Raw genomic sequence first — 24,990 nt, 5'->3', positions numbered from 1 at the left:
TAAAAGAGCTTGAAGAAGAAAACCGTAGGCTTAAACAGATGTTTGCTGATTTAAGCCTCAAAGCGCAGATGCAGGAAGAGATCATAAAAAAGCTATAGCGCCTGCCCTCGCGCGCAAAGTCTGGGCGCAAGAGTTACAGGCGCAGTATGGTATCAGTATTGCATTGAGTTGTCAGGTCGTCTGCATCAGTCGAACTGCTTACTACTATAAGCCTAAACTATCTGATGATAGTGAAATTATTGAGGTTTTAAATGAGCTAACAGATAAGCACAATAGTTGGGGTTTCCCAAAGTGTTTTAAGCGTATACGCAAGCTTGGCTATTCATGGAATCATAAGCGCGTACATCGTGTTTATACAGCGTTAAACTTAAACCTACGTGGTAAGTCTAAAAGACGTCTACCAACACGCAATCCTCAGCCGTTAAGTGTACCAAATGCATTGGGACATACTTGGTCAATGGATTTCATGAGCGACAGCCTATACAACAATATTCGCTTTCGCACCTTTAATGTGATTGATGATTATAACCGCGAAGTACTCGGCATTGATATTGGTACCAGTATTCCCTCACTCCGAGTGATTCGCTACCTTGACCAGTTAGCCGAGTGGCATGGCTATCCTAAGCAGATTCGTGTGGATAATGGCAGTGAGTTTACCTCTAAAGTGTTTACTGACTGGGCATCAGCTCATGGTATTTATATTGACTATATTGAGCCTGGATGTCCTTATCAGAATGCTTATATTGAACGGTTTAATCGTAGTTATCGCAATGAGGTTTTGGATTGTTATTTATTCAATGATTTAAATGAAGTCAATAAGCTGACTGAAGAATGGATCAAGGTTTATAACACCGAAAGACCCCATGATTCACTTAATGATATGACACCTGCTGAGTACAGGCAGGTGGCTTAATTATTCTACGATGATGTTGTGTTAAGAATGGGGTATTTACAAGATGATTCAACCCTATTTAATAGAGCTATTACATAAGGGTAATGCCAGTCGGCGCCGGCAAGCAGCAGATATTATTGCAAGGCAGGGTTCAAATACTGATACAGATTCTGAAATGAATAAAAATATTGAGGGTTTAGAAACCAATAGTGCAGACACTCCCTACTCAATTTTAAAAACAGCTTTAGAAAATGAAAAGCAAACATCAGTTATTCAAGGCATTCAGTCTGCTTTAAGCCGCTTACAAAGCTTAGATGAGATGGAAGAAAGTAGTTATAAATTACCTGAGATTGAACCTCTTGTTACTCAACCTTTTACTGATAATGTTATCGAAATTTTAACTGAAAACTATCAAGAGTTACTTGAGAAAAAACGAATAATGGCAGAAAAAGAGATTGAGGACAATAAGAGCTCAGAACACCCTAGAAAATGGATGCAAGATAACTACAAATATTGGAATAAATTGAAGCCCACTCAGTATGGAGCTAATCTTCTAGCAGCTTTGAATGGCAAAGGCAATAAAGGTTTGTTTAATAACAATGCCCTTAATGAAATTATTGGCTATAAAAAAAGGCTACAAAGTTTACCTGAATATGGTCTGCATCACGCTATTAGACTTTCAATGAACAATAATAGAAAAAATAATGGGATTATGTGGCACAAATTTGAAAATGTTATAACCCCAGAAATGTTGATCAATATTGAGCTTAGACAATTGGCTCAGGTAATGAAAGATTGTGATATTGAAAACCCTGAACGAGAAATAGGCGAACAGTATTTGGAATATACTTGGGCGCCTGTGCTACCTAGGTTTCTCAATCGTCCTGAACAAATCGTCCCTTTCTTTACACAACATATAGATTATTTATCGGAAGCACTGGGATTGTTACCTAACCAAAGCGAAAGCAGTTGGTATAAATTTGAGCCTGTTAAAGCAATGGAGATCTTAGCTAAATTTGAAACCATCCCTAAGCAGTTTATTCCTAGATTATTGGAGTATGCTTTGGGTGAAAGTAAAACAGTAAGGCAAGACGCTCAAGATTTGTTATCTAACTTACCTAATATCCATGAGCGAGCTATAGAAGCTCTGGGTAATGGCAAACAAGCGATACGAGTAACAGCGGTTGAATGGTTAGTCCGTCTTAATGAGCAGGATGACAGTCATAAGGAGCAAGTAATAAAAGCCCTTTATCAACTGCTGAAAAAAGAGAAAAAAGAGATAGTTATCGCCAGTATTCTAACCGCATTAGAAGACTTGGGTGAAGATATCTCAAAGTATCTATCCCCTTCAGCTTTATTAAAAGATGCCGAAAAAGGGCTTAAAGGCAAAACTTTAAAAAGTTTTCAGTGGTTTGATGTACAAAGTTTGCCGCCAGTGAAGTGGCAAAATGGCGAAACGGTTAATCCTTTGATAATTCAATGGTGGGTAACTTTGGCCGAAAAACTAAAAGACCCTAATCCCAATGGGTTGCTGCAACGCTACATGGGGCTACTTGATGAGAACAGTCAGCAAGCCTTGGCGGAATATTTATTGCAAACCTTTATTGCAGAAGATACCCGTACCGTTAGCGTGACTGAAGCAACTGAGACGGCTCAGAAAGAAGCTCCGGCAAGATTGCAAAGTTATAAAGACTCTTACAATCGCTGGGGCAAAGATAGTGAAGACAGCTGGTGGGCACGGTATGAGAATATTACTCTCGAACAAGTTATAGAAGAAATAAAACGAGAGCAACTGAGTATTTATCTAGGCTCAGCAATTAAAAGTAAAGGCTTACTGGCATTAACTTATAAAGCCAGCGGGAGTAAAGCAGTAAGTATCTTGCAAGAGTTTATGAAACAGCATTATCGTCGTAATGCACAGATTATGGCGATGTTGACAGCCTTTGCCAACAGTGATGATCCGCTTGTTATTCAGTTGTTATTGGGCTTATCTCGACGTTACCGAACTAGTTCAATTCAAGATTTGGCGAAAGAGTTGGTTACTCAAATTGCAGAACGCAATAATTGGACAGCAGACGAGCTTGCAGACCGTACTATACCTACTGCTGGATTGGATGATAATGGACTGTTAACCCTGGATTACGATTCACGAACACTAACTGCTTTTGTCAATGAAAAAGACAAGTTTGTATTGCAAAACGAGTCTGGGAAAGTCATTAAATCGATGCCTGCACCTAGGAAAAATGACGATGCGGCAATAATTAAAGAAGCCAAATCGCTATTTAGCAATAGCAAAAAAGAGTTGAAACAAGTGCTCAGTTTACAAACGGCTCGACTCTATGAATCTATATGTAGTGAGCGTATGTGGCATAGCAGTGACTGGCTACAATACTTGTTTACCCATCCGATTATGAAGCGACTGATTAGCAGGCTAGTATGGCTGGAAGTGGATGCTGAGGGCAAGTTAATTCGAGCTTTCCGTCCAGATGAAGATGGCGCGTTGTTAGACATAGATGATGAAGAAGTTAGCCTAAGTGATGATAGCTTTGTTAAGCTGGCTCATGCAGTATTAGTAGATCAAGAAGCTTGTGATAATTGGCGAGAGCATCTAAAAGATTATGAGATTAAACCTTTATTCAGTCAATTTGATCATCATTGTCCACAGTTTGAAAAAGAGGCAAACCAAATTGATGAATTTAAAGGTTATGTCACCGATACTTTCACCTTAAGAGGAGTGTTAACTAAGATGGGGTATCAAAGGGCCAGTATCGAAGATGCCGGTTCATTTGATCGTTATTTTAAAAACTACGACAGTTTGGGTATCTCGGCTGTAATAGTATTTAGTGGCAGTTATGTCCCAGAAGAGAACATTCCCACTGTGCTTTTTGAGTTGTGTTTTGAAACCAAGCAATCTTATTCATGGAATACTGATTATATCTTGTTAAAAGACGTAAACCCCATATTGTTGGCAGAAAGTTATGCTGAATATAAAAAGGTCGCTGAAGCAACGTCGGGGTATGATGAGGAATGGGAAAAGAAAACACTGTGGTAAGACACTATGATAAAAGTAACTCTAATTTTATAGCAGTATATTTAAAGCAATAAAATTAAAACAGTAAATTGCAAATTTGGATAAATTATGTCGACCGAAACTGTGACCAAGGCCGCTCAAAATGATAGCGACGTTAGCAACTCCATGAACAGTGACAATGATGAGGCTAATAACAGTAACCAAAACGTTCTGAAGCAATCCGCGGAGCAGCGTTATAAGCAAGAACTGGATAGACTGTCGCAAGATGACAAAGCTAACGGACATGCTATTCCAATTGGGTGGCTTCGTTCACCAAAAGCGGTCCGAAAATTTATATTGGGCGATGAATCCCTAGACATTAGCCGTAAGTTTTATGGCGATGATGCGCTAGTCGACCGCTGTATAGTTACTTTACTTGGCAAACAAGGCTTGATGATGGTGGGAGAGCCAGGTACCGCCAAATCCATGTTATCTGAGCTATTAACAGCGGCCATTTGTGATGATTCAGGACTGATGGTGCAAGGCTCAGCAGGTACCACCGAAGACCATCTTAAATACTCCTGGAACTTTGCTTTATTATTGGCAGAAGGGGCGAATCAAAAGTCTTTGGTTCCGTCTCCGATATATCAAGCCATGTCACAAGGCAAAATAGTCAGGTTAGAGGAAATTACCCGTTGTCCTCCTGAGATTCAGGATGTGCTGGTATCTATGATGTCTGAGAAAACCATGATGATCCCAGAGTTTGGTGAGCAAGGTAGGTTGTTTGCCAAACCCGGATTTAATGTGATTGCTACGGCAAACCTTAGAGATAAAGGCGTCCACGAAATGTCTTCAGCTTTAAAGCGTCGTTTTAATTTTGAGACGGTACACCCGATTAGCGATGCTGAGTTTGAAAAGTCTTTGATTTTAAAACAGTTGAAAACCGAGCTTGGTAATCTAGAAGCCAATATAGGCAATGAAATTGATTTAAAAGATGAAGTCATTGATCTGTTGGTAACTGTTTTTCAAGAGTTGCGTCAAGGACAGACTAAGGCGGGCACTGCTATTAAGACACCAGATGCTGTAATGTCTTCTGCAGAAGCGTTTAATGTGGCTTATGCCTCAGCACTAGAGGGGTATTATTTGGGAGATAAATCGCTATCAGCTGCTGCGGTGGCGAAGCAGATCATTGGGGTGGTGCTTAAAGACAACGCCGATGATATTAAACGTATTCGTTTTTATATGGATAATGTGGTTAAGGAACGAGCGCGAAAAGATAAAACTTGGAAGGCATTTTATAATGAGGGTAAGACATTTTGGCAGTAGATACGGCTGAAGGGGATAGACATTCATTGACCTTTGAAGCTGGACAACTCCCCAAGCGTTTGGCAACAGCACTCAATGATTTAGCGAAATTGAATGAACTGGGCATCTATCTACTGCCCATTCGACATCATAGTCCAGCTTGTGCCTATGCTACTAAGCAAGCATTGGTTAGTATTGAGCCGAATGCGGTGTTAATTGAAGCGCCTGCTAGTTTTAATGAGATGCTTGAGGACTTAAAGCATCCTGATAATAAACCGCCACTAGCGGTATTGTGTCAAACCCAAGTCAGTTATTTCGTTACAGATTCAGATTCAGATTCAGTCGAGATTGAATCAGAAGATTTGCAAAGCAACAAGCCGTCCGATAAAAGTAACTCATCCGATAAACAGAAAAGCAAACGTCTAGTACAGCATCCTTATTCTGCATATTTTCCCTTTTGTGAATACTCCCCGGAATGGGTAGCACTGCGTTATGCGTCTCAGGGTCAAGAGAATACTGATGCCAGTCAAACAAATACCTGCCAAACAGGTAGAAGCACCTTGAATAGCTGTCAACTGCAATGTATAGATCTGCCTTTTTCAGAACAAGTCGCCCATCGTCAGTGGGTACTATCTGAACAGAACTGGGAGTCACAAAGCCTTCAACAAGAGCGATATCTGGCCCATAGCACTTATATCAAAAGATTGGCAGAAAAGCTACATTGCCGAGACCATGATGAAGTCTGGGAGCATTTATTTGAGTTAGATAGCATCTATCAGCTTAGGGATTGGCAAACCTTTTTTGACAAAGTATTGGTATGGTGTGCCATGTCCCGACTTGACTATGAGCAAAAAGTTCTTGTAATGGAAGGTTCAGTGGTGCGCGAAGATTATATGAGCCAACGTATAATCAAGTGCTATCAGTCGCTGAAAAGTGGCTCTGTTAAAAAGCCAGAAAAGTCAAAAAATTCAAATAACCCTTTAAAAGATACCCCAAAAATAGTAGTGGTCACTGGTGGTTTTCATACTTTAGCGTTAATTGAAAGCCTACAGCAATCACTCTTATCCGATACCAACAAAGAAGCCTCACAACCATTAGATAAGCCATCGGATACAAGCACCAAGTCAATCACAAGCAACAGGTCAATAGATCCAACCCATTCAACGACCGCTTATCAGTCTATCACTACCTCTGCAGATGAGTCTTGGCTAATTAGGTACAGTTTCGATAAGTTAGATGCGTTAAATGGGTATGCTTCTGGCATACCCTCACCAGCTTTTTATCAAGCTTGCTGGGAACAAATGGTTAACTGCGATGAGCCACAAAACCGACTGCAACTGGTGATCAATTTTTTAAGTGATTTTTCCCACCAATTACGAAAAGAGCAGATTACTCAAAGTAATTATATTACCGTTAAAACGGCCAGTGAACAGGCTATGCGGCTCGCTAAACTTCGTGAGCATAGATTGATCGGTCGTTATGATTTGATAGATGCCTGTGCCAGTAGTTTTTTAAAAGGCAACAATGATGAGGGTAGCTCAGGCTTTCATCGTTTACTGCAGCAAAACCTTAGTGGATCCAAACTCGGTGAGGTGGTTAGTAGTCAAAGAACCCCACCCATCTTGGCGCAGGTTTATGAGTTGGTAAAAGCCAATCGTTTCAAGTTGAATGATACTTTGAGCAAAACTGCGAAGCTTGATGTGTTACGAAATTCGAACCATCGCAAACGAAGTTGCTTACTTCATTTACTTACGTTTTTGGATGTAGGGTTTGCAAGGCGTCAAAGTGGACCGGACTTCTTACATGGAGGACAACTGCACTTATTATTTGAAGAATGGCAATATGCTTGGACTCCTCAAGTTGAATCTCGACTAATTGAATTGTCTGAACAAGGCTCGGACATTTATCAACTGGCCACGACGCAGCTGTTACGTCAACGCCAAGATTATGCTGAGCAGGGGCAAAACCAATCTTCGGCGCAACTTATTTCCTTACTTATTCAAGCCTCACTCATGGGGTTGACCTCTCAAATTAACGTCTTATTTGATGAAATGACAAATATTTTGCCTAAAGACCCTGATTTAGGTTCAGTTATAGCTTGCGGTCAGCATTTATTATATTTATGGACGGGAAAAGCCTTTTTACAATTACAAAAAGACGAACAGCTTGCTACTCTGATTGCTGAAGTTCCGCCTACAGCTCTGTTTTTATTATCACAATTGCAAAACCCTAATGAAGATCAAGTCTCGGATACGCTGGCCAATATTTTAAGTTTGCATAATCTGCTAAAACAAATCGGTCCTATTATTAATGATACTTCTCAAGTAGTCACTCAAGCTTTAAGTCCTGATAACTCGATGAGCGTTGCTGCTGAGAATGAACAAAGGGTGGTAACTACTGAGGTAGATCTAATTGCAGATTTTCACAAAACATTGAGTAGGTTATTACCCAGTTGGCAGGATATAGAACTTTTGGTAGGGGCAGTACACGCTCTTGAGTTTATTGATGGCATCACTGATGAAACCAGTTTAGCACTACGTTTAAAACAACATTTTGGCGTAGGCGCGAATGCTGAAACTGCTGTGGCTTATATATCTGGTATGTTGCAAGCGGTGCCGACCTTATTTTTGCATTACTCAGAAGCTACCGCAATGTTAGATAGATTAATAACCAGCTGGGATGAAGAAACCTTTATCAGTTTATTGCCAGATTTACGATTGGCTTTTACAGGACTAAAACCCATACAGACCAATGATCTTGCTAATCAGGTTGCCAATCTACATGGTGTCTCTGCTGCTCAGGTTACTCAATACCAAGGACAGTTAAGCGAGTCGGACTTGATGCATGGCTTAGGTTTAAATCAGCGATTACAAAAACTATTGCACGACCGAGGATTACAACAATGGTTTGGCGTAGAGTGATAGGGGTGGGAATAAGCTATGATCAGTGATCAAAATTTTCAAAAAGACCCCTTCAAAAATACGGAAAGTCTTAGCAAAACCCGTGCAAATTCTAATAATCCAGCCCTTAGCCGTTGGCGATTAATCCTTGGCCGCTATAGTGATAAAGCTTTGTCTGATGTGGCTTTATCTGGAGATCAAATGCGGTTGCAGCGTAGTCTGGATTATTTGTATAACCGGGAATATGATAATCGGGGCGACTTATTAAGTAATAAACGAGGCAAACAAGGCAGTGGTGGCTCACTCGATGACTCCCAATTAACTGCCGTAAATTGGCTAAATCAAGCTCGTGAACTGTTTCCCCAAAGCACTTTTGAACGAGTACAAAATCACGCCCTCGAACGCTATCAAATAACCAAACTTCTCAAAAATGAGGAGGTTTTACAACAGTTAGAACCCACGCCACAATTGGCCAAAGCCCTACTTAGTTTAAGAGGGACCTTGAGCGAAGAAGTTCGCGATAATATCCGTCGTATTATTGAAAAAGTAGTGGCTGATATTGTTGCCAAACTTCGGCCAAATTTTGTCAACGCTTTACAAGGTCGACGAAATCGTTTTCGGCGATCCTTTATTGCTAACAGTCAAAACTTTGACTGGAAACGAACAATCATGGCCAACCTGAAAAACTATAATCATGATTTGGGTAAGATAATCATACGTGAACCTATATTTAATGCCCGTGTGCAGCGACATTTGCCATGGACGGTCGTATTATGTGTGGATCAAAGTGCTTCTATGCTAAGTTCAGTAATGTACAGTGCTGTCTGTGCCAGTATTTTGGCCAGTTTGCCTGCAGTTACCGTTAAGTTATTGGTATTTGACACCAATGTGGTTGATTTAAGTCATATGGCTGATGATCCTGTTGAAGTCTTACTGACAGTACAGCTTGGGGGTGGGACCAATATTGCAAAGGCTGTTCAATATGCTGAGTCTATTATTACAGAGCCGAAACGTACGGTATTTGCGTTAATAAGTGACTTTGAAGAAGGTGGTTCGGTACCGCATTTATTAAGTTCAGTTGCTAGAATGCATAGTCAACAGGTTAAATTATTAGGATTAGGGGCTCTTGATGATAATGCCAATAGTGTCTACGATATTCAGATGGCCCAAAAATTGGTGCAACACGGCATGCAGGTTTCGGCACTAACCCCAGAGCATTTTGCCGATTGGTTGGCAGAGGTAATGAATTAATGAATCATGCCAACCCCAATATCAATATCAGCACCAACACAAATTCAAATACCAATAACAAGTCTTGCAACAGGGCTATCAGTAGCCTGATATCACATTATCAAGCTTATGATGAAGAAGCATTGAAAACTTATGCCAATGCCGGATTATTACGTCGAGCCAAAAAAGATGTGGCGGCAGCTAAAGTACAAATTATCGAAGATGAGCCCATTGATGACCAATCAACTAAAAAGCCAGCTGCCACAGAAGTTCGACTAAACAGCGATAGCCAGATAGTAACTTTACCAGATAATGGTTTGACCCACGCCAAATGTGATTGCCCCGCAGTGAGTGCTTGCAAGCATATCGTTGCTTCAGTGTTGTATCTTCAGACCTTAGCTAGCCCGCAACAAAAATACAGTCAGCTAGCAAAAACAAATGAGCTAGCAAAATCAAATGAGCTAGCAGAGGAAAATGATGCGCAAGATAGTGTAAAGTCAGATTGCAAGCCTAGCATAATTGATGATGGTTCGACTGACCATGCTAAAGTTCAAACTAATATTGAGGACTTAAAGACGGCTACAGAGTATAAAAGTCCCACTGTTCTTAATGAATTATTGGCTTTGCAATTAGAAGACTTACAGAAGATAGCTAAAAAAATCACTAAAGCGAAGCGGTTAAAAGCGATGGCAATGGCGCTTACTTATTTTGAAACTTACCCTATTGCAACCACTACTACCACTGATAACGATAAAACCCAGATAGATATTGAGCAAAACAGTATCAATATTCAATTGACCAACCAAAGTCAGCGGATACGTTACATACAAGGAGCAGGTTTTTCAGGGATGCTATCTAAGATAGAAAAAGACCCTGATAGTTATCATTGGTTAGCGATACTGGAAGTAAAACGTGCCTATGATTCTGAGCAGAACTTTCAACCTATTAAACAATGGTTGATGCAAAGCTTACAAACCGATTCAACGTCCAATAATCTAGCTTCAAACCCTTATTTAATGCAGCAGTTGCCACAGTCAACGCTTGTGTTACTTGAAGATATAGAGAGTGAAATTCAAAAATTAGTGACACGAGGTTTGACTCACATTGATGCGTTCGCAGCCAATCGTATGCATCTCAATAATACCTTAGCTCGCAGTCACCACTTACCTAGATTAGCGACACAATTACGTCAAATAAGTGGTCAGATGCATGATTTTGTTAAGGGTAATAATCATATTAATGAACGGCAGATTTTATTTGGGCTGGCAGATTTAACAGCCTATCTTTATCAGTTAAAACATTGTGATGGCGATGAGTTGGTCACTCTTCGGGGTAAATTGCGGAATGCTTATGATACTGATCAAAACCTTCCAAAGTTAACATTATATCCTCTTGCAGCTGAGTGGTGGCAGAGTCAAGGTAAAGCGAGAGGGCTTACCTTGTACTTTTATGAACCTAATGAGCAGCAAATCATAGATTTGACTAAAGCTAGAGCGCAAGGTCAAGATTTAAATTTTGACAAACAGTCTGCTTGGTTTAATGCGGTCTGGCTATCTTCAAGTCAAAGTTTAATGAATCATGTCAATACCTTATCAAACCCAAGGTTTAATGCTAATGGGGGGTTGGCAGTGTCGGGCAGTAAAGTCACTGAGAAAAGCTCTTTAAAGGATAACTATAGTGATTATTTGGCGTGCGTTGAAACGGTGTCAGTGGCAGATTGGTCAGAGCTGGTGCAAACTTGGCAGGATAAACTGTCTTTAGATAGTGAGTTAGATAAAGTTGTGGTGTTAAATCCTACTAAAATAGGGGAGTTATTAGTTGATGAAATTGAGCAATGTGTGTGGTGGCAGCTGGCTGACAAGGCTAATAACCAACTGCGTTTACGTTTGGATTGGGATAGTGACGATGCTCAAAGTATAAATAGCATTAAAAAGTTAGAACGACTCAATATGCATGATATCAAATTGGTAGTCGCAAAAGTCAGTTTTGATCAGGATAAGATAGAGTTACTCCCTTTAACTTTAATGTTACATGATAGATTATTTCACTTAAATTACGATAGGGTACCTACTAAGAAGTTGACTTTAAAAGAGCTGTTATCTGGCAAAATTAGTAAATTGATGAGTAAAAAAAGAAGGCTGGATGAGATCGATGTTATTAAACCTATGATATTGTCGCATTTAATTTGTGAGCCTATTTTAACTGTTGTAGAAAGCTTAACCGCTAATGGCAGAATTCAGCCTACTGAAGGCCAAATTAAACAGTTACGCTATCAACAAAAGTTGGCCAGTGATGCAGGCCTTAGTATTATCGCCAATAGTATTAAGTCTCTTTATACGACCAAAAATACAACCAGAACTAATACAGTAGAAAGTACAGAGCCTATAAATTCTTTAACTATATCAAACACCTTACAAACGATCAGCCTACTACAGTTGGTCTATTTATGTCGACAATTGTTATTGTTAGAGCTACGTATACCAGTGGTTATCAATAGCGAGTAAATTAGGCCGATTAGTTTAAATAATAGAACTTACGCACTATCATAGGCGCAAAGACTATGCTAGATCGAACTTAACTTAGGTCTCAAATGACACCTGCTGAGTACAGGCAGGTGGCTTAATTATTCTACAATGATGTTGTGTTAAGAATGGGGTATTTACAATAGTAGTGACAAAAAGTTGAATCAAAAGTACCGAGATTTTGATAATGGGTTTAGTATCATGCATATACCTGAAGAGTATGTTAAAGAAATTGCACTTATTAGCGTTAAAGGTGCTTTAATTAGTGGAACCCTTAATTTTTGGAAAATACTGCGCCTCGTGAACATCCATTCCTACACAAAATGGACACTCCCAAAAGCTAAGTGTCCACTTGATTCTTGTATCAAGTGGACACCCGTTAAATCTATACACCGATCATAGTAGGTGGCGGTCAGCAAAATGGACTGCGTGCAGGGACGCTATCAACGCCGTTGATAGCTGGATTTCGTAAGGCTTGTGAAATACTAGATGAGCATAGAGAAAATGAAGCAAGCTATTTAAAGAGGCTTAGAGATTTATTACTTGAGGGATTAAAGAAAGAGCTAAACATCAAAGTCATTGGCGATATTGATAACCGTCATCCTGGTAACTTATACCTTGCAATTGAGGGTGTCGATAGTATGCGATTATTAAATAACCTACAGCCTAAGCTTGCTTTCTCCTTAGGGTCTGCTTGTGATGGGCTTAATCGGGAATATCCGCCTCTATTAAAGACGATGCACATTTCAAAAGAGACAGCTGAGAGTAGTTTTAGGATTTGCGTGGGACGTATGACGACGACCCATGAAGTTGAGCTTGCTATTAGCCTTGTTATTGAAACGGTGGAAAAGATGAGGTTAAGTGATAACCGTTTTTGATGATTTTTATATGTTCAAGTTCAAGTCCTAACTTCTACTATTAATCAATAAAAATCTAGACCGCATAGTGCCTCTTAAGTGTCCAACCTATATTCAGTGTTACTGCGATTTATGTTTAATCAACTTTCAGTAGCTAATATCCTAGATTTAAAATATAAATTGCGTCAACTGAAAAGTTATAAAAAAACAACACTTGAGTTAAATGAGTTCGAAATGCGTTTCTTATTTAAAAATTATGTAAATTGATGTGAAAAGTAGCTTTTATGCCTTCTTTAAACCCATCGAAGTTTTTACATGTATGATAAGTTGCTACTGTTTACTAATTGTCCAAGCACTATAAGATAGAATTTTTAATATATGTCCTATAATAAAACATACTTTAGCTAATGCCTATATTTCGCTTAATCGGAACGTACTGCTCTTGTATATTTATAGTTTATAGAGTTTTTACTTTCGTAAAAATCATTACCTGCCCTAAAAGAAACAATCCACACCTTATTTTTTAAATGAATTGTTGGAGTAGAAGTCCAATAACTACCATCACTTATTGTATTTGGAAATATAGTTTGATTTATTGAAGGTGCAGAGCATTGCCGTTCGATAATACTTGAGAGCTCTTTTAAGTTTGGCATCCTATAATTATCACCCAATATTTCAACTTGTTCTAAAGCATTTTTCCAGTTATAACTTTCAGCATCACCAGTGCAAGTTGTTCCGTTCCATGTTTGTCCTAAACTACAACGTTGCCATATTAAACCTGTAGTTTTATCTTTGACTTCTGTTCCATTGCTTATAATTTCAAAATTACTATTCGGTGTGCTTTCTAGCAAGGCATTAGTATTGCAGAATCCAGCATAAGTATTAGTTACTATTGCAGTAGTGCAACAAGCAACAACTAGTTTTACTATAACTTTACTTTTCATGTTTTTCTCGCATTTGATAAGGTTGAATTGATTCTACATATACATCATATTTACTGTGAACGAACAGCACGAACGTGGTTATCAAATCTTTTAGTTTGGTTGTAGTCATTGCCATTATTAAAATCCATATATAATGCTGCTGAATCATTACTAGTACCACTACTAACCTCTGAAGAAGATGACCAATATGAAGTGCCAGTAAATTCGAAAATCGGATTAACTGCTGGATTGTTTCTACTGTAATCAACTATAGAACGTAACTCTTCTATTTTCGGCATTCTCCAATCACTATAACCACAATAATTGATTTCATTCAAGGTTGTAATAAAAGCTTGAGTATGGCAAAAACTACCTGAGCAATCCCCACCGCTTACCGAACCTGAATAGCCTCCATTACTCTCATTATTATTGTCATACCAAGTATATTGATTGGTAACACTATGCAATCCTTCATAGTTTGTTTTTTGTTCCCAAATTAATCCTGTGACATTATCCTTAACACATTCATCACCACTACGATTCAGCAGGGTATAACTCATAGGTATACCAGCTTGTACATGCCCATCCTGTCCCATTGGTATTGGATCGCCTTCACTATCTACGTTCAATGAGCAGTCTAGGTCATTACTATGCGTATGCCCTGATATCTCTTTACCTAGGTCGTCATAAGCATAATCACCACACTTAGTGATACCTGTGGCGGTGAGTTTTGAAGTTGAAGAAGGTATTACAGACTGTTCGGTAATATCGTAACTTAAGCTACCCAGTACTCGACCACTGGTTATCTCTTTAACCAACAATGTATTTTCGCCCGCTGTTGCTGGTGCAGTACACTGATAGACTCGTTCAGCAATTGATTTTTGTAGCAATAAAAATGAATTACAGCCATTCAAGGTTATTGTATCCACGACCGTCGGTAGGTTAGCCCCTTTTATCGTTACTTTATAAGGCGTGTTCACCTCAGGCGTTGTTGGTTCAACCTTGATACTCTCTACAAAAATATCACTACGATATAACATTAAATCTTTTTCAAGCTCGTATGTCGTGCCATCTTCATAAGTCAGTTTTAAAGTTGCAGTTTGCTTGTTACAATCCTCGAATTTCAAGTTTTCAGCACTGACTTCTGAAGTATTAGTACCCGTAGAAGTAATTTGCATAGGTATAGATTGGTTGTTAATGTCAAGTACAGCAGTCTTAATAGGTTTATCCGAGACTATAGTGCTACTAAAGTCGACATCATTGCAGGTATAGTCCTCTTGGCCACGGTTGAATTGAATGCCTGTACTATAGAACGTGGGGATATCTAAGCTTTTATTAATCGTTGAGCTTTGATTATCATAATCTGTCGCTTTGATAGTAATATCATAAACACCTCTTGGCATAAGCGGTGCTTGATATTTACCCTCTACTTTTTGCAGTAGTATACCTTGTGTATTTCGAGTTAAATCAATGGTATGCGACTTAGAGTCATTGTCGGTATAACTAACTTGCCACTGTTTAATTGTGCCTAAGTTTGCATTTTCTGCAATTATTTTCAATGGTACTAGGCTTGTTGTGGCATCTATAGGGTATGTGATTGACTCGACATCAATCAAGGGGGACTGACTGTCATAACAAATATCTTTTTTAAGTGGTGTATAAATCCATAATGGCGCTGGATTAGTCTCATCAAATGCCTCCTCTTCTGTTGGTGACATAAATTTAAATTGTATGCCCCCACCACCAGAAACTTTGTACCATCCTTGACCTAAACTAAAGTCCCCATTTAACCTAAACGCACCGTATGTTTTGACACCATAGCCTATACCCGTGTCTTTTAAACAGGCATCGCCACTAAGTCCACTAATGGGAGCTTGCGGATCATTGGTCTGATAAACATTACCTTCAAGTGTTGTAGACATATTTACCTGCGGAGATACACCTACATTAGCCAAGCGAATACCGCCGACTATAAAGTCTGCATCAATAGCCGCACCCATTATATAATCAAGGTTTAATATAGCATTTACACCTGCTTGATATACTAAAGTATCTCTTTTATGCAGATAATCATCTGAAACCTGCCCTATACCATTTTTAGCAATATAGTCAGCAGCTTCACGATTTTCAAAACTAAAGGACTTGTCTAGTTTTCCCTCTTCATTTCTCACTAACCCCATATTGATATTGGTGGGGGCTATTTTAAATGTAACATTGACTTGACCCTCTACAGTTAAATCAGTTACTGAATAAGCCCAAAGAACGACTGCAACCGTTTTAGCTCCCAGCCTTACATTAGTACCACTAGCGACATTTATACCATTAGGAACGGTGAAGCTAGCAACAACACCAAATAACGGGAGCTTACCCTTGGTGTCATCAGCATTAAGTCCTGATATTGCTACATAAGCAGTACTAATAGGGTCGCCAATCCTAAACTGCTCAAACTCTCGATATAAATCAGTATTACTCAAATCGAAGGTGTCTGACAGGCGCTTATCCACCCCAACCAACTTACCTTTTAGGTCTGCTTCTATATAAGCACTGTTCATTGATATATATTGTAGAGACTCACCTTTGAATACAAAATCTTCATCATTGATTTTTTGTAGGTCTAAGTTTGATTTGACTTCAGGAGGTCTAAAGAAAATATCTCCTTCTAAAATTAGACCAGAATCACAATTCTCTTTGAAAGATTCTGTTAATGTAGATGTTGTCTCTTCACTACTGTCAAGCTGATTGGCAAGGTTTAATGAGATTTCACAAGCTTTATCTTTCGTGTCCTTTTCATCTTCCGACAAGCCTTCTTTAAACTTATCTTTTGCAACAATGCGTCTATAGCTTATTGGAAGTTTATAGGCGTCTTCATATTCACCATAAATTGCACCACCTACATCATATTCAACTGATGGCAGTACACCCACTTGAGTAGCATCTTGGGATTCTGCAATATTAACATACTCTCCATCAGGCATAATAAAGCCTTCGATGGTTGGCTGCATCTCTTCTGAATCCATCTCTAAAGTTATATTGTCAAAAGCTTCATTAGCAGTAGCAGGTCTTACTTTTAAAGTGACATTACCATCATTGTCCAACAGCTTTTCTTCGATAACAACATACGTTTCCATATATCCTTCTTGCGAAGGTGGCACATATAGCACGTCCTGAACTTTTAATTTAGCAGCCTCACCACCTTTGGGTACACCTAGAGTCATTTCACCATCAGCATCCATATCGGTCACAACAATATCTTTAGCTTCTTCTTTAGTAACTGAAATGACATCATCAGTATTTTCAATAAGCATGGTGTTCTCATCAAGTACATCATTAGCATTATTATGATTTAGTGAGCCACCATTATTACAACCAGATAAAGCCAAAGCAGTTGCAACGGCAAGTGTGGTTAATTTGAATTTCATAATTTGTTATCCCTAAAGTTTTAAAATCTATACCCTAAACCCAACTGCCACTGTGTCTGCTCACTCTCGCTATCTGGATATTGGTAGTTATTTTGAATATTACTTTGTTCGTATTCCCAGCTCTGTTTGCTGATACTAGCATTCATACTTAGATGTTCTGATAAATCGTATTGTCCCGCTATACCAATTTGAATCATAGTGGAGTGACCAATATCTTGATTTAACCCAAACTTAGGCACATCAATATTACTATCAATAAGTTTGCCAGCTTTTGCTTGTAGCTGTAATGTAAAAGGTATCTGGTGACTTGGTTGCCAGTCAATGTTTGCTCCAGCTAAGAGGGCAGTATGGTCAAAATCTTCGGTATATTGCTCAAGCTTGCGCTCCCAGCGTTGATGACTGATTGATACGAGCGGTGTTAAGGTAAGTGTTCGAGTCATGCCATAGCCAAGCCCTAAGTCGAAATCTACTTGAGTCAGGGTGTTGTCAGTAGTAGTACGGTATGGCGTAAGCGTTGCACCTGTCTGTAGGTAGCCATCATAATCAGTATCTCCCTGAGCATGGCGCAGCTGTAGCTTGCCGTAGGGTGTCCATTGATTATTTAGAAGGTTGATAGGGTCTGTTGTATTGATTACAGCTAACTCAAGTACGGGCATTGCACCTGTTTCACTGTTTAGTATGCCGTCAGTGGTTAACCCTGTGCTGTCAGTCTCTTGGTAGTCTTGATCGAGCTGACCGACGGATAATTGCCATTCCCAATCATTTGCTAATGCCGATTGACTACTTGCAACCATTGCGAATGCAATAACTGCTAATATGCTATTGAGTCGAGTCATTGAATAAAATGGCATTCAGATGCAACTTATAAGAAATATTTTGTTAATTATTGTTTCTATAATCTTTATTTATAGCACAGAAATTAACACTTGTTTGTCCCAAATCTGGGACACTTTTGGATTATTTGTGACTGATTGGACAACGAATTTACCTTAATACGTTATAAGTTTTTGAATTTATTGAATATATGTTGAATTATCTGCTCGATTATAATTGATAAGAAATTATTAATTATTTATGACGTTATATTTTTGAAGTATTGTTTTAAGATTTGAGTCAGTACTACTGTTGATTTAAGAGAAAGTATTCATTTGAGAGGCAATGTTCATCTGATAACATAAGGAAATCTAAACAAATATAGCGACGTTATCATGAAGAAAATATATCTAGTACGCCATGGTCAAAGTGTTGCCAATGCAGGGGGTAAAGCCCAGCTTAATCAAGAGATTGAACTGACTGACTTGGGTCATGAACAAGCACACACCGTAAGCGATTGGATTATTGAGAATATCGGTACTGATATTGCTTCAATTGGTATCTCTAAGTTTAAACGTACTCAGCAGACCGCTAAGCCACTTGTAGACGCACTACATCTTCAACCAACACTTATCGAAGGGTTAGAAGAGTTCGATTATCTAAGCTTTAACAAGATGAAAGATATGACGCTAGCAGACCGCTTTAAAGCCTCTAATGACTTTTGGGACGAGCATGACCTACAGGACACTCACGGTGAAGATTCTGAAAGTTTCGCTATGTTTTATAACAGAGTTGAACAAGTTTTAGCCTACTTCAAAAACCTAGAGTCGGGTAATCACATCGCTTACACCCATGGTTTATGGATAAGTATGTTGATTTGGCAAATATTGGGTCAACTTGCATCCCGTAAAAAACACATGAAAAAATTTAGACAGTTTGAGATGTCTATACGTGCTCGTAACTGTGAAGTTTTCTGTTTGACTCTTGCTAATGATAATTTAGCGTCCCTTTACCCCCCATCAATTACCAAAGTACTCATTCGTACAGACCCACCTACGTGGTTAAACAAGTAGCTTACTTCAATAAAATTTAGTAAGCACAAGGCTAAAGTAGGGTTAGTAAACCTAACATCTTGAAACTTGCTCAAACCAAATCCCTAGCTTCAACCTCTAAAGCGTCGCAAATTTGGTACAACTTAAGCAAAGTAATATTATACTCTCCACGCTCAATTTCACTCATATAGCTTCTATCGACGCCTGCTAACTCTGCCAGCTTTTCTTGCGATAAACCCTTTGATTTTCTTACCTCACGAAGCCTTTTACCGAACGCTAAAATTCTCTCATCTGCTGACATAATGGCTACCAATAATAAAAGTAGCATTATTCGCAGTCGTGCTTTACAATATCTACGGAGTATACTCCGAATTTTAGAAAGCCCATGCAAATTCAAATCGTGTATAAAGACGACTTAACAGATGAGATCAAACAACTTTGTAACAAATATTGGTTACGCAAACCAGGTGATGAAACAAAGTTTGTCTATACCGCTACAGCACTAGTTTCTGAAAGTAGCTTGGAATTTTATAGTTTTAAAGAGACTATTCAAGAAAGTGTCATATCGTTGTAGAAGGTTGCCACTGTGTAGATTGCGGTGCCAACTGCGAAGTTTACGATAGGAAAGTGTTCAAACGTCTTCATCTTGAAAGTTGGCAGTGTTTAGATTGTTATAACAGACAAGCACTAAAAAGTAATGAAGAGCGCATAGCACGATGCCAAGAAGGCGAGAGGATAATGAAAGAGAAAATACGACTTATAACGCCTGTTCTAAAAGCAAGGATAGCGGAGCAATTAAACTCAATACCTAGAGTTGATGAGCTGGGCATCATAGATAAGATCTTACTGGTTGCAACTGAAAGTGGGTTTGTCGAAGAAAGTTTTCGATCTACACACCATTTTACTACTTATACGGACAGCGATTTTAAACCCAATTTTACGCCAACAAGCTACCTAGATATACAAGTGCTTGAGTATCTGCTAGATACGAACGTCTTATTATTTAATTTTGATAGAAACGTTAACAGTTTGAGACTGGGTAAAAATGGTCGGCTAATACTAAATGACGCCTACTTAGGCTTTGATTTTGCTTACGACATGTAAGCTATCAAACGGATTGAAGAAGACTTTAAACAGCGTAAATGCACTATTGAAGATATTGAAAACCCTAAGTTTGAAGGATGGGTTAAGAGCATACAGATCGCTAGATGTGTTGCCTATCTTGTAGATAGCTTGCCTAACTCTGGTATTGGCTATCACATTGGAGATGGCGTCAAAGATTTATTTAAAAATGCTCTCGATAAATATACTGTTGCTGAAATGATCGATATTATTCCAATAGCTAATAGGCATGTCTTTGATTTTGGGAGTCATAAGACGCTAACTGCCTCCGAATCAGACAATAGAATATGCGAAAGCATCGCTTTTACCTTAAAACTATGTAGAAGAGGTAAATTAAGGAATTATCCAACACCAAAGGTTCAACTTGAAACAGCATTAGAGAAAACGCTTTCAAGCTACCTATTCGCCAGACTCAATATGTATGACTACACCTATCTACAACTTGCTGAAAAAATCAGAAGAAGATCGAAGAAAAAGCCGCTTAAACTCTGCATTCTTTAAATAGCCCTAGAAAAGGAATTCATCTATGAAACTTAATTTCTCTATGTTGTCATCACTGTCACTAATAACCCTGTGTTTAAGTACTATAGGTTGCGGTGATAACCCCTCTATTGATGGTAATAATGAAGACAGAAAGGTTTACGATGAGAATGCTCAAGAATACATTGAGCCTAATTCTGTCGAAGATAAAAAGGTACTTAAACAAGGATTTGACCCGTCCTTATATCAAGATGTTAATAAAGAAGCAGACTCTAAATATTTAGGTGTAATGGACAGAATTCAGGCTAAAAACGAGCGGTTAGTCTCTAATGGACAAAATTCAGGCTACCCTTCAGAGTATGTCATTAAAAAGTTGTTCATAAACTTAAGCTTACGTTGTTTATTGAGCCCATTATGACTGCTTAATTGGCGTTTTAACTCACTAAACAAACCTTCTAGAGAATTGGTTGTATTTGGGATGTTTAAGTCATCTAATTCTCTATAAGTGAATAACCAATCACTATTTACTCGCGAGCTTCTATAGGCACTTCTAAGACGCTTATGGGTGTACCAAGTCTTACCAGTATCTGTATTGGTGCTACGCTCATTTAAGTAGTCTTCATGGGTCAAATACCAGCTATCTAGAGCTTGAATGAAGGTGGTCTTATCATAATCCTTTATGTTTAAAGCTAGCTGTCTAAGTGCAATACTTGCGATATTTTGAGGTCGACGAGTTAAGTATCGAGTGATGATCTGTAGCTGATGAAACTGGCACATTTGCATGGGTATATCTTTAAATAAAGCATTAAGACCTCGTCTTCCATCGCAAGTAATACTTGTTATATCAATACCTTGTGATTTTATATGCTCTATTCCTAGCTTATACAGCGCGTTGGTCTCATAATGAATAATGCGGTGGTGTAATACCGCTTTGCTTGTATAGTCGAGAAATACCATTAAGCCAAATGTTCTACCAAAGTAGGTCGTGTCCATCACTATGTTGGCACGAGTAGGTAGCTTATTAAGTGACTTTATCTCAATTGTATCTAGTCGCCTTTGTATAGTCTTTATACTACAGCCATACTTATGAGCAAGTTGTTTATAAGTCTGTTTACCTTGAGTATATTCTTGCCATAAAGTTGTATTATTGAGCCGCCTGCCACCTAAAAACTGCCGATTACAAACAAGGCATTTGTACTGCTGTTTCCCTGATTTATAACCATTCTTTTTAGTGTGTTTTTCACCACAAAAAGGGCAGTTTTTTGATTCATGGCTTTCAATCCTTGCAAATACTTATAGTATATAGCTTTAAAGGGGGTGTCAGCCTGAATTTTGTCCATTACACCCTTTTTAAGATACGCTGATATAATTAGGTTATCAATAAGTGTCTGACTATATTACGACAGTAAGTGTCGCAAGTAATTTTTTAAGAACAGTATTTAAACTTATGGTGATAAAACCAATATGCTTAATCAGTAATAATTGATGATTGAATTAAAGTGGGTTGGCTGAAATGTTAATGGGCTGTACAAGTATGAAGTGATTAATTATTTAAATGAGGAGTGGAGTGGCGGAAACGATGTTGAACTGGAAACCTTTGGATGTCGCCACTCGAGCATAGCTATCGCCTTGCAAAGCTAAATCGATACTTAACCGATTTTTAACGCTTCTCAGGTTTAACTAAATTTGCATCCATAGTGCGATTGGCTATGTGTCATCTTTTGATTTTGAAAAGCGGTATTATGATAACCTTACTCTGCTAGGTATTGCTGCTTAACTCAAGTAAAATACTCCCCGATATAGTCGGGGAGGTGCAGTAGACAATACAGTTTAACTTTGAAAGATGTAAACGAGAGTGACCGTTATTCATTCTTAACCCTCAAACTGACAATAATAAAGTCTCTACTCTCACTCGCAGATTTGCAACCCCTGCTCGAAGCATTGACTGTATTTTTCAGCCATCTTAATGCGTAATTGAGTATTGGGATGGGTTGATAAAAAGTCAGATATTTTATCCTCCTCAACGTCTTGGGTCTGCTGCTCCTGTGTCGATTCATGCTCATTATCAGCAGTAATCTCTGCCGTCGCATAATCCTCCATACGACTTAAGATATCGACAAAGGACTGAGGGTTAATACCAATCTTGAGCATTTTATTAAAGGCAAATTTATCAGCTTCGGTTTCATATTGCCGAGAATAGTGGTTCGAAACTAACGCTGTGCCAAGCCCTGTGGCTAACTCACTGATACCATCAGGGTTACCCAATACGAGTATCACAATCATAGTGGTTAATGAGTTCTGCGTCAGCATCTCTAAGCTGTGACGCTCTACAACATGACCCATCTCATGCAATAAGACAGCATCTATCTCATCATCATTTTCGCTGAGCTTAACGAACTCATCTGTCAGAACAATATCGCCAGAGGGTAGGGCAAAAGCGTTCGGTAAGCTAACACCATTGACATTCATCTCTCTAAAATGCAGCTGATAATGAATGCGATCATCACCACCAACAGGCTTAAGTCGGGTATTAAATCGATCGATGATTTGCTGCTGCTTAGCCTCACTGATGGTCGTGGGCTCTAAGAAGTAGCTATCTATAAAATCTAGTGACTGCTTGCCAATAAAGTCACCGGTTTGCTGCGGTAGGGCATGAGCAACCGCTTGGCTTGTCCATGGAATACCCCATTTAATAAAGCCAAAAACGAAAGCAATCGTTAGCACCAGCATCACCAAGACGCTACTCATTTTTGTCTCATGTCGGTGCAGCAGTAAGCTTAGTTTTGACTCTGAGCCACTGCTTTTATTGCTCTGAATTAGGGTGTCAATGTTGTCATTTTCATGGGTGGTAAACAAAGATCCATCAGTGAGTATCAGCTTACGCTCAGTATTACCTAACCGATCATTAATCTTAATCTGTGACCATTGACCAGTTAATATGTGACCTTGTGAATCACTATTACTTGAAAGCTCAGGGTTTAAATCAGAGGGCGTAATATGCACCTTATAGCTGTCTTTATCGATTATAAGCTCGGCTGCATATTGTGTTGCACTGTCCTTTGGATACCACTTACCAGATATTATGTTCATAATAAAATTACTTAAATGTCAGCCTATATGGCAATGTCTATATCAATATCCAATACATCACCAACCTCTTCACCAATGGCAGACTGTTCTTGCTCTTTTTGGGTCAGATAATGATTCATATCGATATCTAATGCTTCAATCCAAGTATTTTCGGCAATATACTGTGCCACACGTACTTTTGCCCAAGGTAGCGCCAGACCCAAAGAGAAGATAGTTAGCAGCATATTAGTTAATAGTACAAAAAAGTAGCCTTTAGTGGTGACTGTTGACTTAAAGGTAATAGCTTTATCTAAGGTAGTGTTGGCATACAAGTACTGACGTTGGCGGCTGTAGCTATAAGCGGCAGAAAACAAGGATGCGGCGATAAAGCTAATGTAGGCAATCACGACAGCGACGGAGAACAGTGAGCTTTCAACAGTATAAGACAGTGATGCCATTATATTTTCAAAGCTAAATTCACCTGGTGTTATTGCAAAGAGTATCAATCCCAAAAACACAACAACGGAAAGGGTAGAGGCGATGCCCATCAGCGCCGCTTTAAAGGTAATTTCAACAAACTTTCGGGTGCGAATATCAGTAAGGAAGCGACCTTGACCAAACTTTGTCTGACTAATCTGGTATTCAGAAGCCCTTTTGGTAAATAGACCAACAAAATAAACACCAACAGCAATAGCAGCAAGCATGCCGAGCACAGAGATAATAATGATTGGGGTGGTTGACTCCGCACCTGCTGTATTACCTATCAGCGTCTGTGCAATAGCGATAGCAGCGGCAATAATAAGCCCAAACGCGATATAGCCCAAAACAGGTATCAACATATAGATAAGATAGGAGGACTTTAAGTTGCCAACAAAGCTAAAGCGGACATTACTAAAGCTGGTCATACGCATATTAAACTTTAGGCTGCGCCACACAATCCAAGGGATGATAGTAAATAACACGATGGGTAAAATGACACCGGCAAGTGGGAATATAGAGCCGATGATTTGTAATACAAAGAGTATCGCAACCCCGATTAAATAGCCTAAGAAAAGCTGTTTGCCAGTGGCGTGATAATCAAAGTAGCGGTCTGTGTATTCGGTGTTTGCATAAAAATAGCGGCGTGTTCGAACTTTTGCCCAAGGGTAATAAATACCTAATGTAAGAATGCATAATAAGACATTCACAATCCAGATTTTAAAATATTCTTCGCCACTGCCATTAAATCGTATTTGCTTCATCCCTGCCTAAAACCTTATAAAATTAATGTTAATATTGTTATCAAATAATATTTTTACTACTAAATAGGGTAAAAAATAACAAGACTATTATAGGTTATAAGTTAAGTAAGATGTAACTATATATTTAATTTTATTAAGTTTAAAGCAGTGGGTTA

Annotated in this window: 17 protein-coding genes; 10 read left to right on the top strand and 7 right to left on the bottom strand. The window is 38.8% G+C overall.

Translation table 11 applies throughout. The annotated features are described in order from the left end of the window. The first annotated feature begins 94 nt into the window (after nucleotides 1-94). The 7 genes from AC2SLM_RS09375 to AC2SLM_RS09345 all read left to right on the top strand — a co-directional run bounded on the left by AC2SLM_RS09375 (nucleotide 95) and on the right by AC2SLM_RS09345 (nucleotide 12,737). Entirely contained in the window at nucleotides 95-913 is an 819-nt protein-coding gene (locus tag AC2SLM_RS09375) for an IS3 family transposase (protein WP_486553195.1), read from the top strand. 43 nt (nucleotides 914-956) lie between these two features. Beyond that, nucleotides 957-3,944, top strand: coding sequence for a DUF4132 domain-containing protein (locus AC2SLM_RS09370; RefSeq protein ID WP_486553444.1), 2,988 nt, complete (start codon nucleotides 957-959; stop codon nucleotides 3,942-3,944). Between the two features lie 144 nt (nucleotides 3,945-4,088). After that, nucleotides 4,089-5,228 (top strand): ATP-binding protein, encoded by a 1,140-nt coding sequence (locus tag AC2SLM_RS09365; protein WP_486553450.1) that lies wholly within the window; start codon nucleotides 4,089-4,091, stop codon nucleotides 5,226-5,228. After that, on the top strand, nucleotides 5,219-8,128 hold the full coding sequence (locus AC2SLM_RS09360) for a DUF5682 family protein (protein ID WP_486553443.1): 2,910 nt from the start codon (nucleotides 5,219-5,221) through the stop codon (nucleotides 8,126-8,128). The genes AC2SLM_RS09365 and AC2SLM_RS09360 overlap by 10 nt, the downstream gene beginning before the upstream one ends. A gap of 18 nt (nucleotides 8,129-8,146) precedes the next feature. Next, entirely contained in the window at nucleotides 8,147-9,358 is a 1,212-nt protein-coding gene (locus tag AC2SLM_RS09355; protein WP_486553441.1) for a VWA domain-containing protein, read from the top strand. Beyond that, complete coding sequence (locus tag AC2SLM_RS09350) at nucleotides 9,358-11,841, top strand: hypothetical protein (RefSeq protein WP_486553439.1); 2,484 nt, start codon at nucleotides 9,358-9,360, stop codon at nucleotides 11,839-11,841. The genes AC2SLM_RS09355 and AC2SLM_RS09350 overlap by 1 nt, the downstream gene beginning before the upstream one ends. 401 nt (nucleotides 11,842-12,242) lie before the next feature. Next, complete coding sequence (locus tag AC2SLM_RS09345) at nucleotides 12,243-12,737, top strand: aminotransferase class V-fold PLP-dependent enzyme (RefSeq protein WP_486553449.1); 495 nt, start codon at nucleotides 12,243-12,245, stop codon at nucleotides 12,735-12,737. Between the two features lie 401 nt (nucleotides 12,738-13,138). Here AC2SLM_RS09345 and AC2SLM_RS09340 read toward each other — a convergent pair whose 3' ends face one another. The 3 genes from AC2SLM_RS09340 to AC2SLM_RS09330 are packed head-to-tail and all read right to left on the bottom strand — an operon-like array spanning nucleotide 13,139 to nucleotide 17,909. Beyond that, a complete protein-coding gene (locus AC2SLM_RS09340) occupies nucleotides 13,139-13,660 on the bottom strand; it encodes an Lcl C-terminal domain-containing protein (protein ID WP_486553437.1) in 522 nt (173 codons plus the stop codon). Between the two features lie 50 nt (nucleotides 13,661-13,710). Then, on the bottom strand, nucleotides 13,711-17,058 hold the full coding sequence (locus AC2SLM_RS09335; protein ID WP_486553435.1) for an Lcl C-terminal domain-containing protein: 3,348 nt from the start codon (nucleotides 17,056-17,058) through the stop codon (nucleotides 13,711-13,713). A 20-nt stretch (nucleotides 17,059-17,078) separates the two neighbouring features. Further along, nucleotides 17,079-17,909 carry a hypothetical protein gene (locus AC2SLM_RS09330; RefSeq protein WP_486553433.1) on the bottom strand — a complete coding sequence of 277 codons (831 nt, stop codon included), beginning with the start codon at nucleotides 17,907-17,909 and terminating at the stop codon, nucleotides 17,079-17,081. Nucleotides 17,910-18,266: 357 nt separating this feature from the next. On the opposite strand from AC2SLM_RS09330, the gene AC2SLM_RS09325 reads away from it, so the two are divergent. Then, nucleotides 18,267-18,944 carry a histidine phosphatase family protein gene (locus AC2SLM_RS09325; protein WP_486553431.1) on the top strand — a complete coding sequence of 226 codons (678 nt, stop codon included), beginning with the start codon at nucleotides 18,267-18,269 and terminating at the stop codon, nucleotides 18,942-18,944. 70 nt (nucleotides 18,945-19,014) lie between these two features. Here AC2SLM_RS09325 and AC2SLM_RS09320 read toward each other — a convergent pair whose 3' ends face one another. Next, nucleotides 19,015-19,224: a helix-turn-helix domain-containing protein gene (locus tag AC2SLM_RS09320; protein WP_486553429.1), complete on the bottom strand. Its 210-nt coding sequence runs from the start codon at nucleotides 19,222-19,224 to the stop codon at nucleotides 19,015-19,017. Nucleotides 19,225-19,661: 437 nt separating this feature from the next. On the opposite strand from AC2SLM_RS09320, the gene AC2SLM_RS09315 reads away from it, so the two are divergent. Both AC2SLM_RS09315 and AC2SLM_RS09310 read left to right on the top strand, forming a co-directional pair. Beyond that, complete coding sequence (locus AC2SLM_RS09315; RefSeq protein WP_486553427.1) at nucleotides 19,662-20,027, top strand: hypothetical protein; 366 nt, start codon at nucleotides 19,662-19,664, stop codon at nucleotides 20,025-20,027. Nucleotides 20,028-20,156: 129 nt separating this feature from the next. Then, nucleotides 20,157-20,546, top strand: coding sequence for a hypothetical protein (locus tag AC2SLM_RS09310; RefSeq protein WP_486553426.1), 390 nt, complete (start codon nucleotides 20,157-20,159; stop codon nucleotides 20,544-20,546). Between the two features lie 324 nt (nucleotides 20,547-20,870). Here the strand turns inward: AC2SLM_RS09310 and AC2SLM_RS09305 are convergent, their stop codons facing one another. From AC2SLM_RS09305 to AC2SLM_RS09295, 3 genes are all read right to left on the bottom strand, one after another. Next, on the bottom strand, nucleotides 20,871-21,806 hold the full coding sequence (locus tag AC2SLM_RS09305) for an IS256 family transposase, variant Zn-binding type (RefSeq protein WP_486553448.1): 936 nt from the start codon (nucleotides 21,804-21,806) through the stop codon (nucleotides 20,871-20,873). A 627-nt stretch (nucleotides 21,807-22,433) separates the two neighbouring features. Beyond that, nucleotides 22,434-23,615: a M48 family metallopeptidase gene (locus AC2SLM_RS09300; RefSeq protein WP_486553424.1), complete on the bottom strand. Its 1,182-nt coding sequence runs from the start codon at nucleotides 23,613-23,615 to the stop codon at nucleotides 22,434-22,436. 23 nt (nucleotides 23,616-23,638) lie between these two features. Continuing rightward, complete coding sequence (locus AC2SLM_RS09295; RefSeq protein ID WP_486553422.1) at nucleotides 23,639-24,835, bottom strand: YjgN family protein; 1,197 nt, start codon at nucleotides 24,833-24,835, stop codon at nucleotides 23,639-23,641. Between the last annotated feature and the right edge of the window lie 155 nt (nucleotides 24,836-24,990).

The organism is Psychrobacter sp. CX16 (assembly GCF_057396245.1).
The sequence above is the reverse complement of the archived record's forward strand: the minus strand, read 5'-3'. Positions and strand labels throughout refer to the sequence as shown.

Coding starts and splice junctions, on each gene's coding strand:
- AC2SLM_RS09370 (WP_486553444.1), top strand. CDS start 957: ATGATTCAACCCTATTTAATAGAGCTATTACATAAGGGTAATGCCAGT.
- AC2SLM_RS09365 (WP_486553450.1), top strand. CDS start 4,089: ATGAACAGTGACAATGATGAGGCTAATAACAGTAACCAAAACGTTCTG.
- AC2SLM_RS09355 (WP_486553441.1), top strand. CDS start 8,147: ATGATCAGTGATCAAAATTTTCAAAAAGACCCCTTCAAAAATACGGAA.
- AC2SLM_RS09350 (WP_486553439.1), top strand. CDS start 9,358: ATGAATCATGCCAACCCCAATATCAATATCAGCACCAACACAAATTCA.
- AC2SLM_RS09340 (WP_486553437.1), bottom strand. CDS start 13,660: ATGAAAAGTAAAGTTATAGTAAAACTAGTTGTTGCTTGTTGCACTACT.
- AC2SLM_RS09335 (WP_486553435.1), bottom strand. CDS start 17,058: ATGAAATTCAAATTAACCACACTTGCCGTTGCAACTGCTTTGGCTTTA.
- AC2SLM_RS09330 (WP_486553433.1), bottom strand. CDS start 17,909: ATGCCATTTTATTCAATGACTCGACTCAATAGCATATTAGCAGTTATT.
- AC2SLM_RS09325 (WP_486553431.1), top strand. CDS start 18,267: ATGAAGAAAATATATCTAGTACGCCATGGTCAAAGTGTTGCCAATGCA.
- AC2SLM_RS09320 (WP_486553429.1), bottom strand. CDS start 19,224: ATGTCAGCAGATGAGAGAATTTTAGCGTTCGGTAAAAGGCTTCGTGAG.
- AC2SLM_RS09315 (WP_486553427.1), top strand. CDS start 19,662: ATGAAAGAGAAAATACGACTTATAACGCCTGTTCTAAAAGCAAGGATA.
- AC2SLM_RS09300 (WP_486553424.1), bottom strand. CDS start 23,615: ATGAACATAATATCTGGTAAGTGGTATCCAAAGGACAGTGCAACACAA.
- AC2SLM_RS09295 (WP_486553422.1), bottom strand. CDS start 24,835: ATGAAGCAAATACGATTTAATGGCAGTGGCGAAGAATATTTTAAAATC.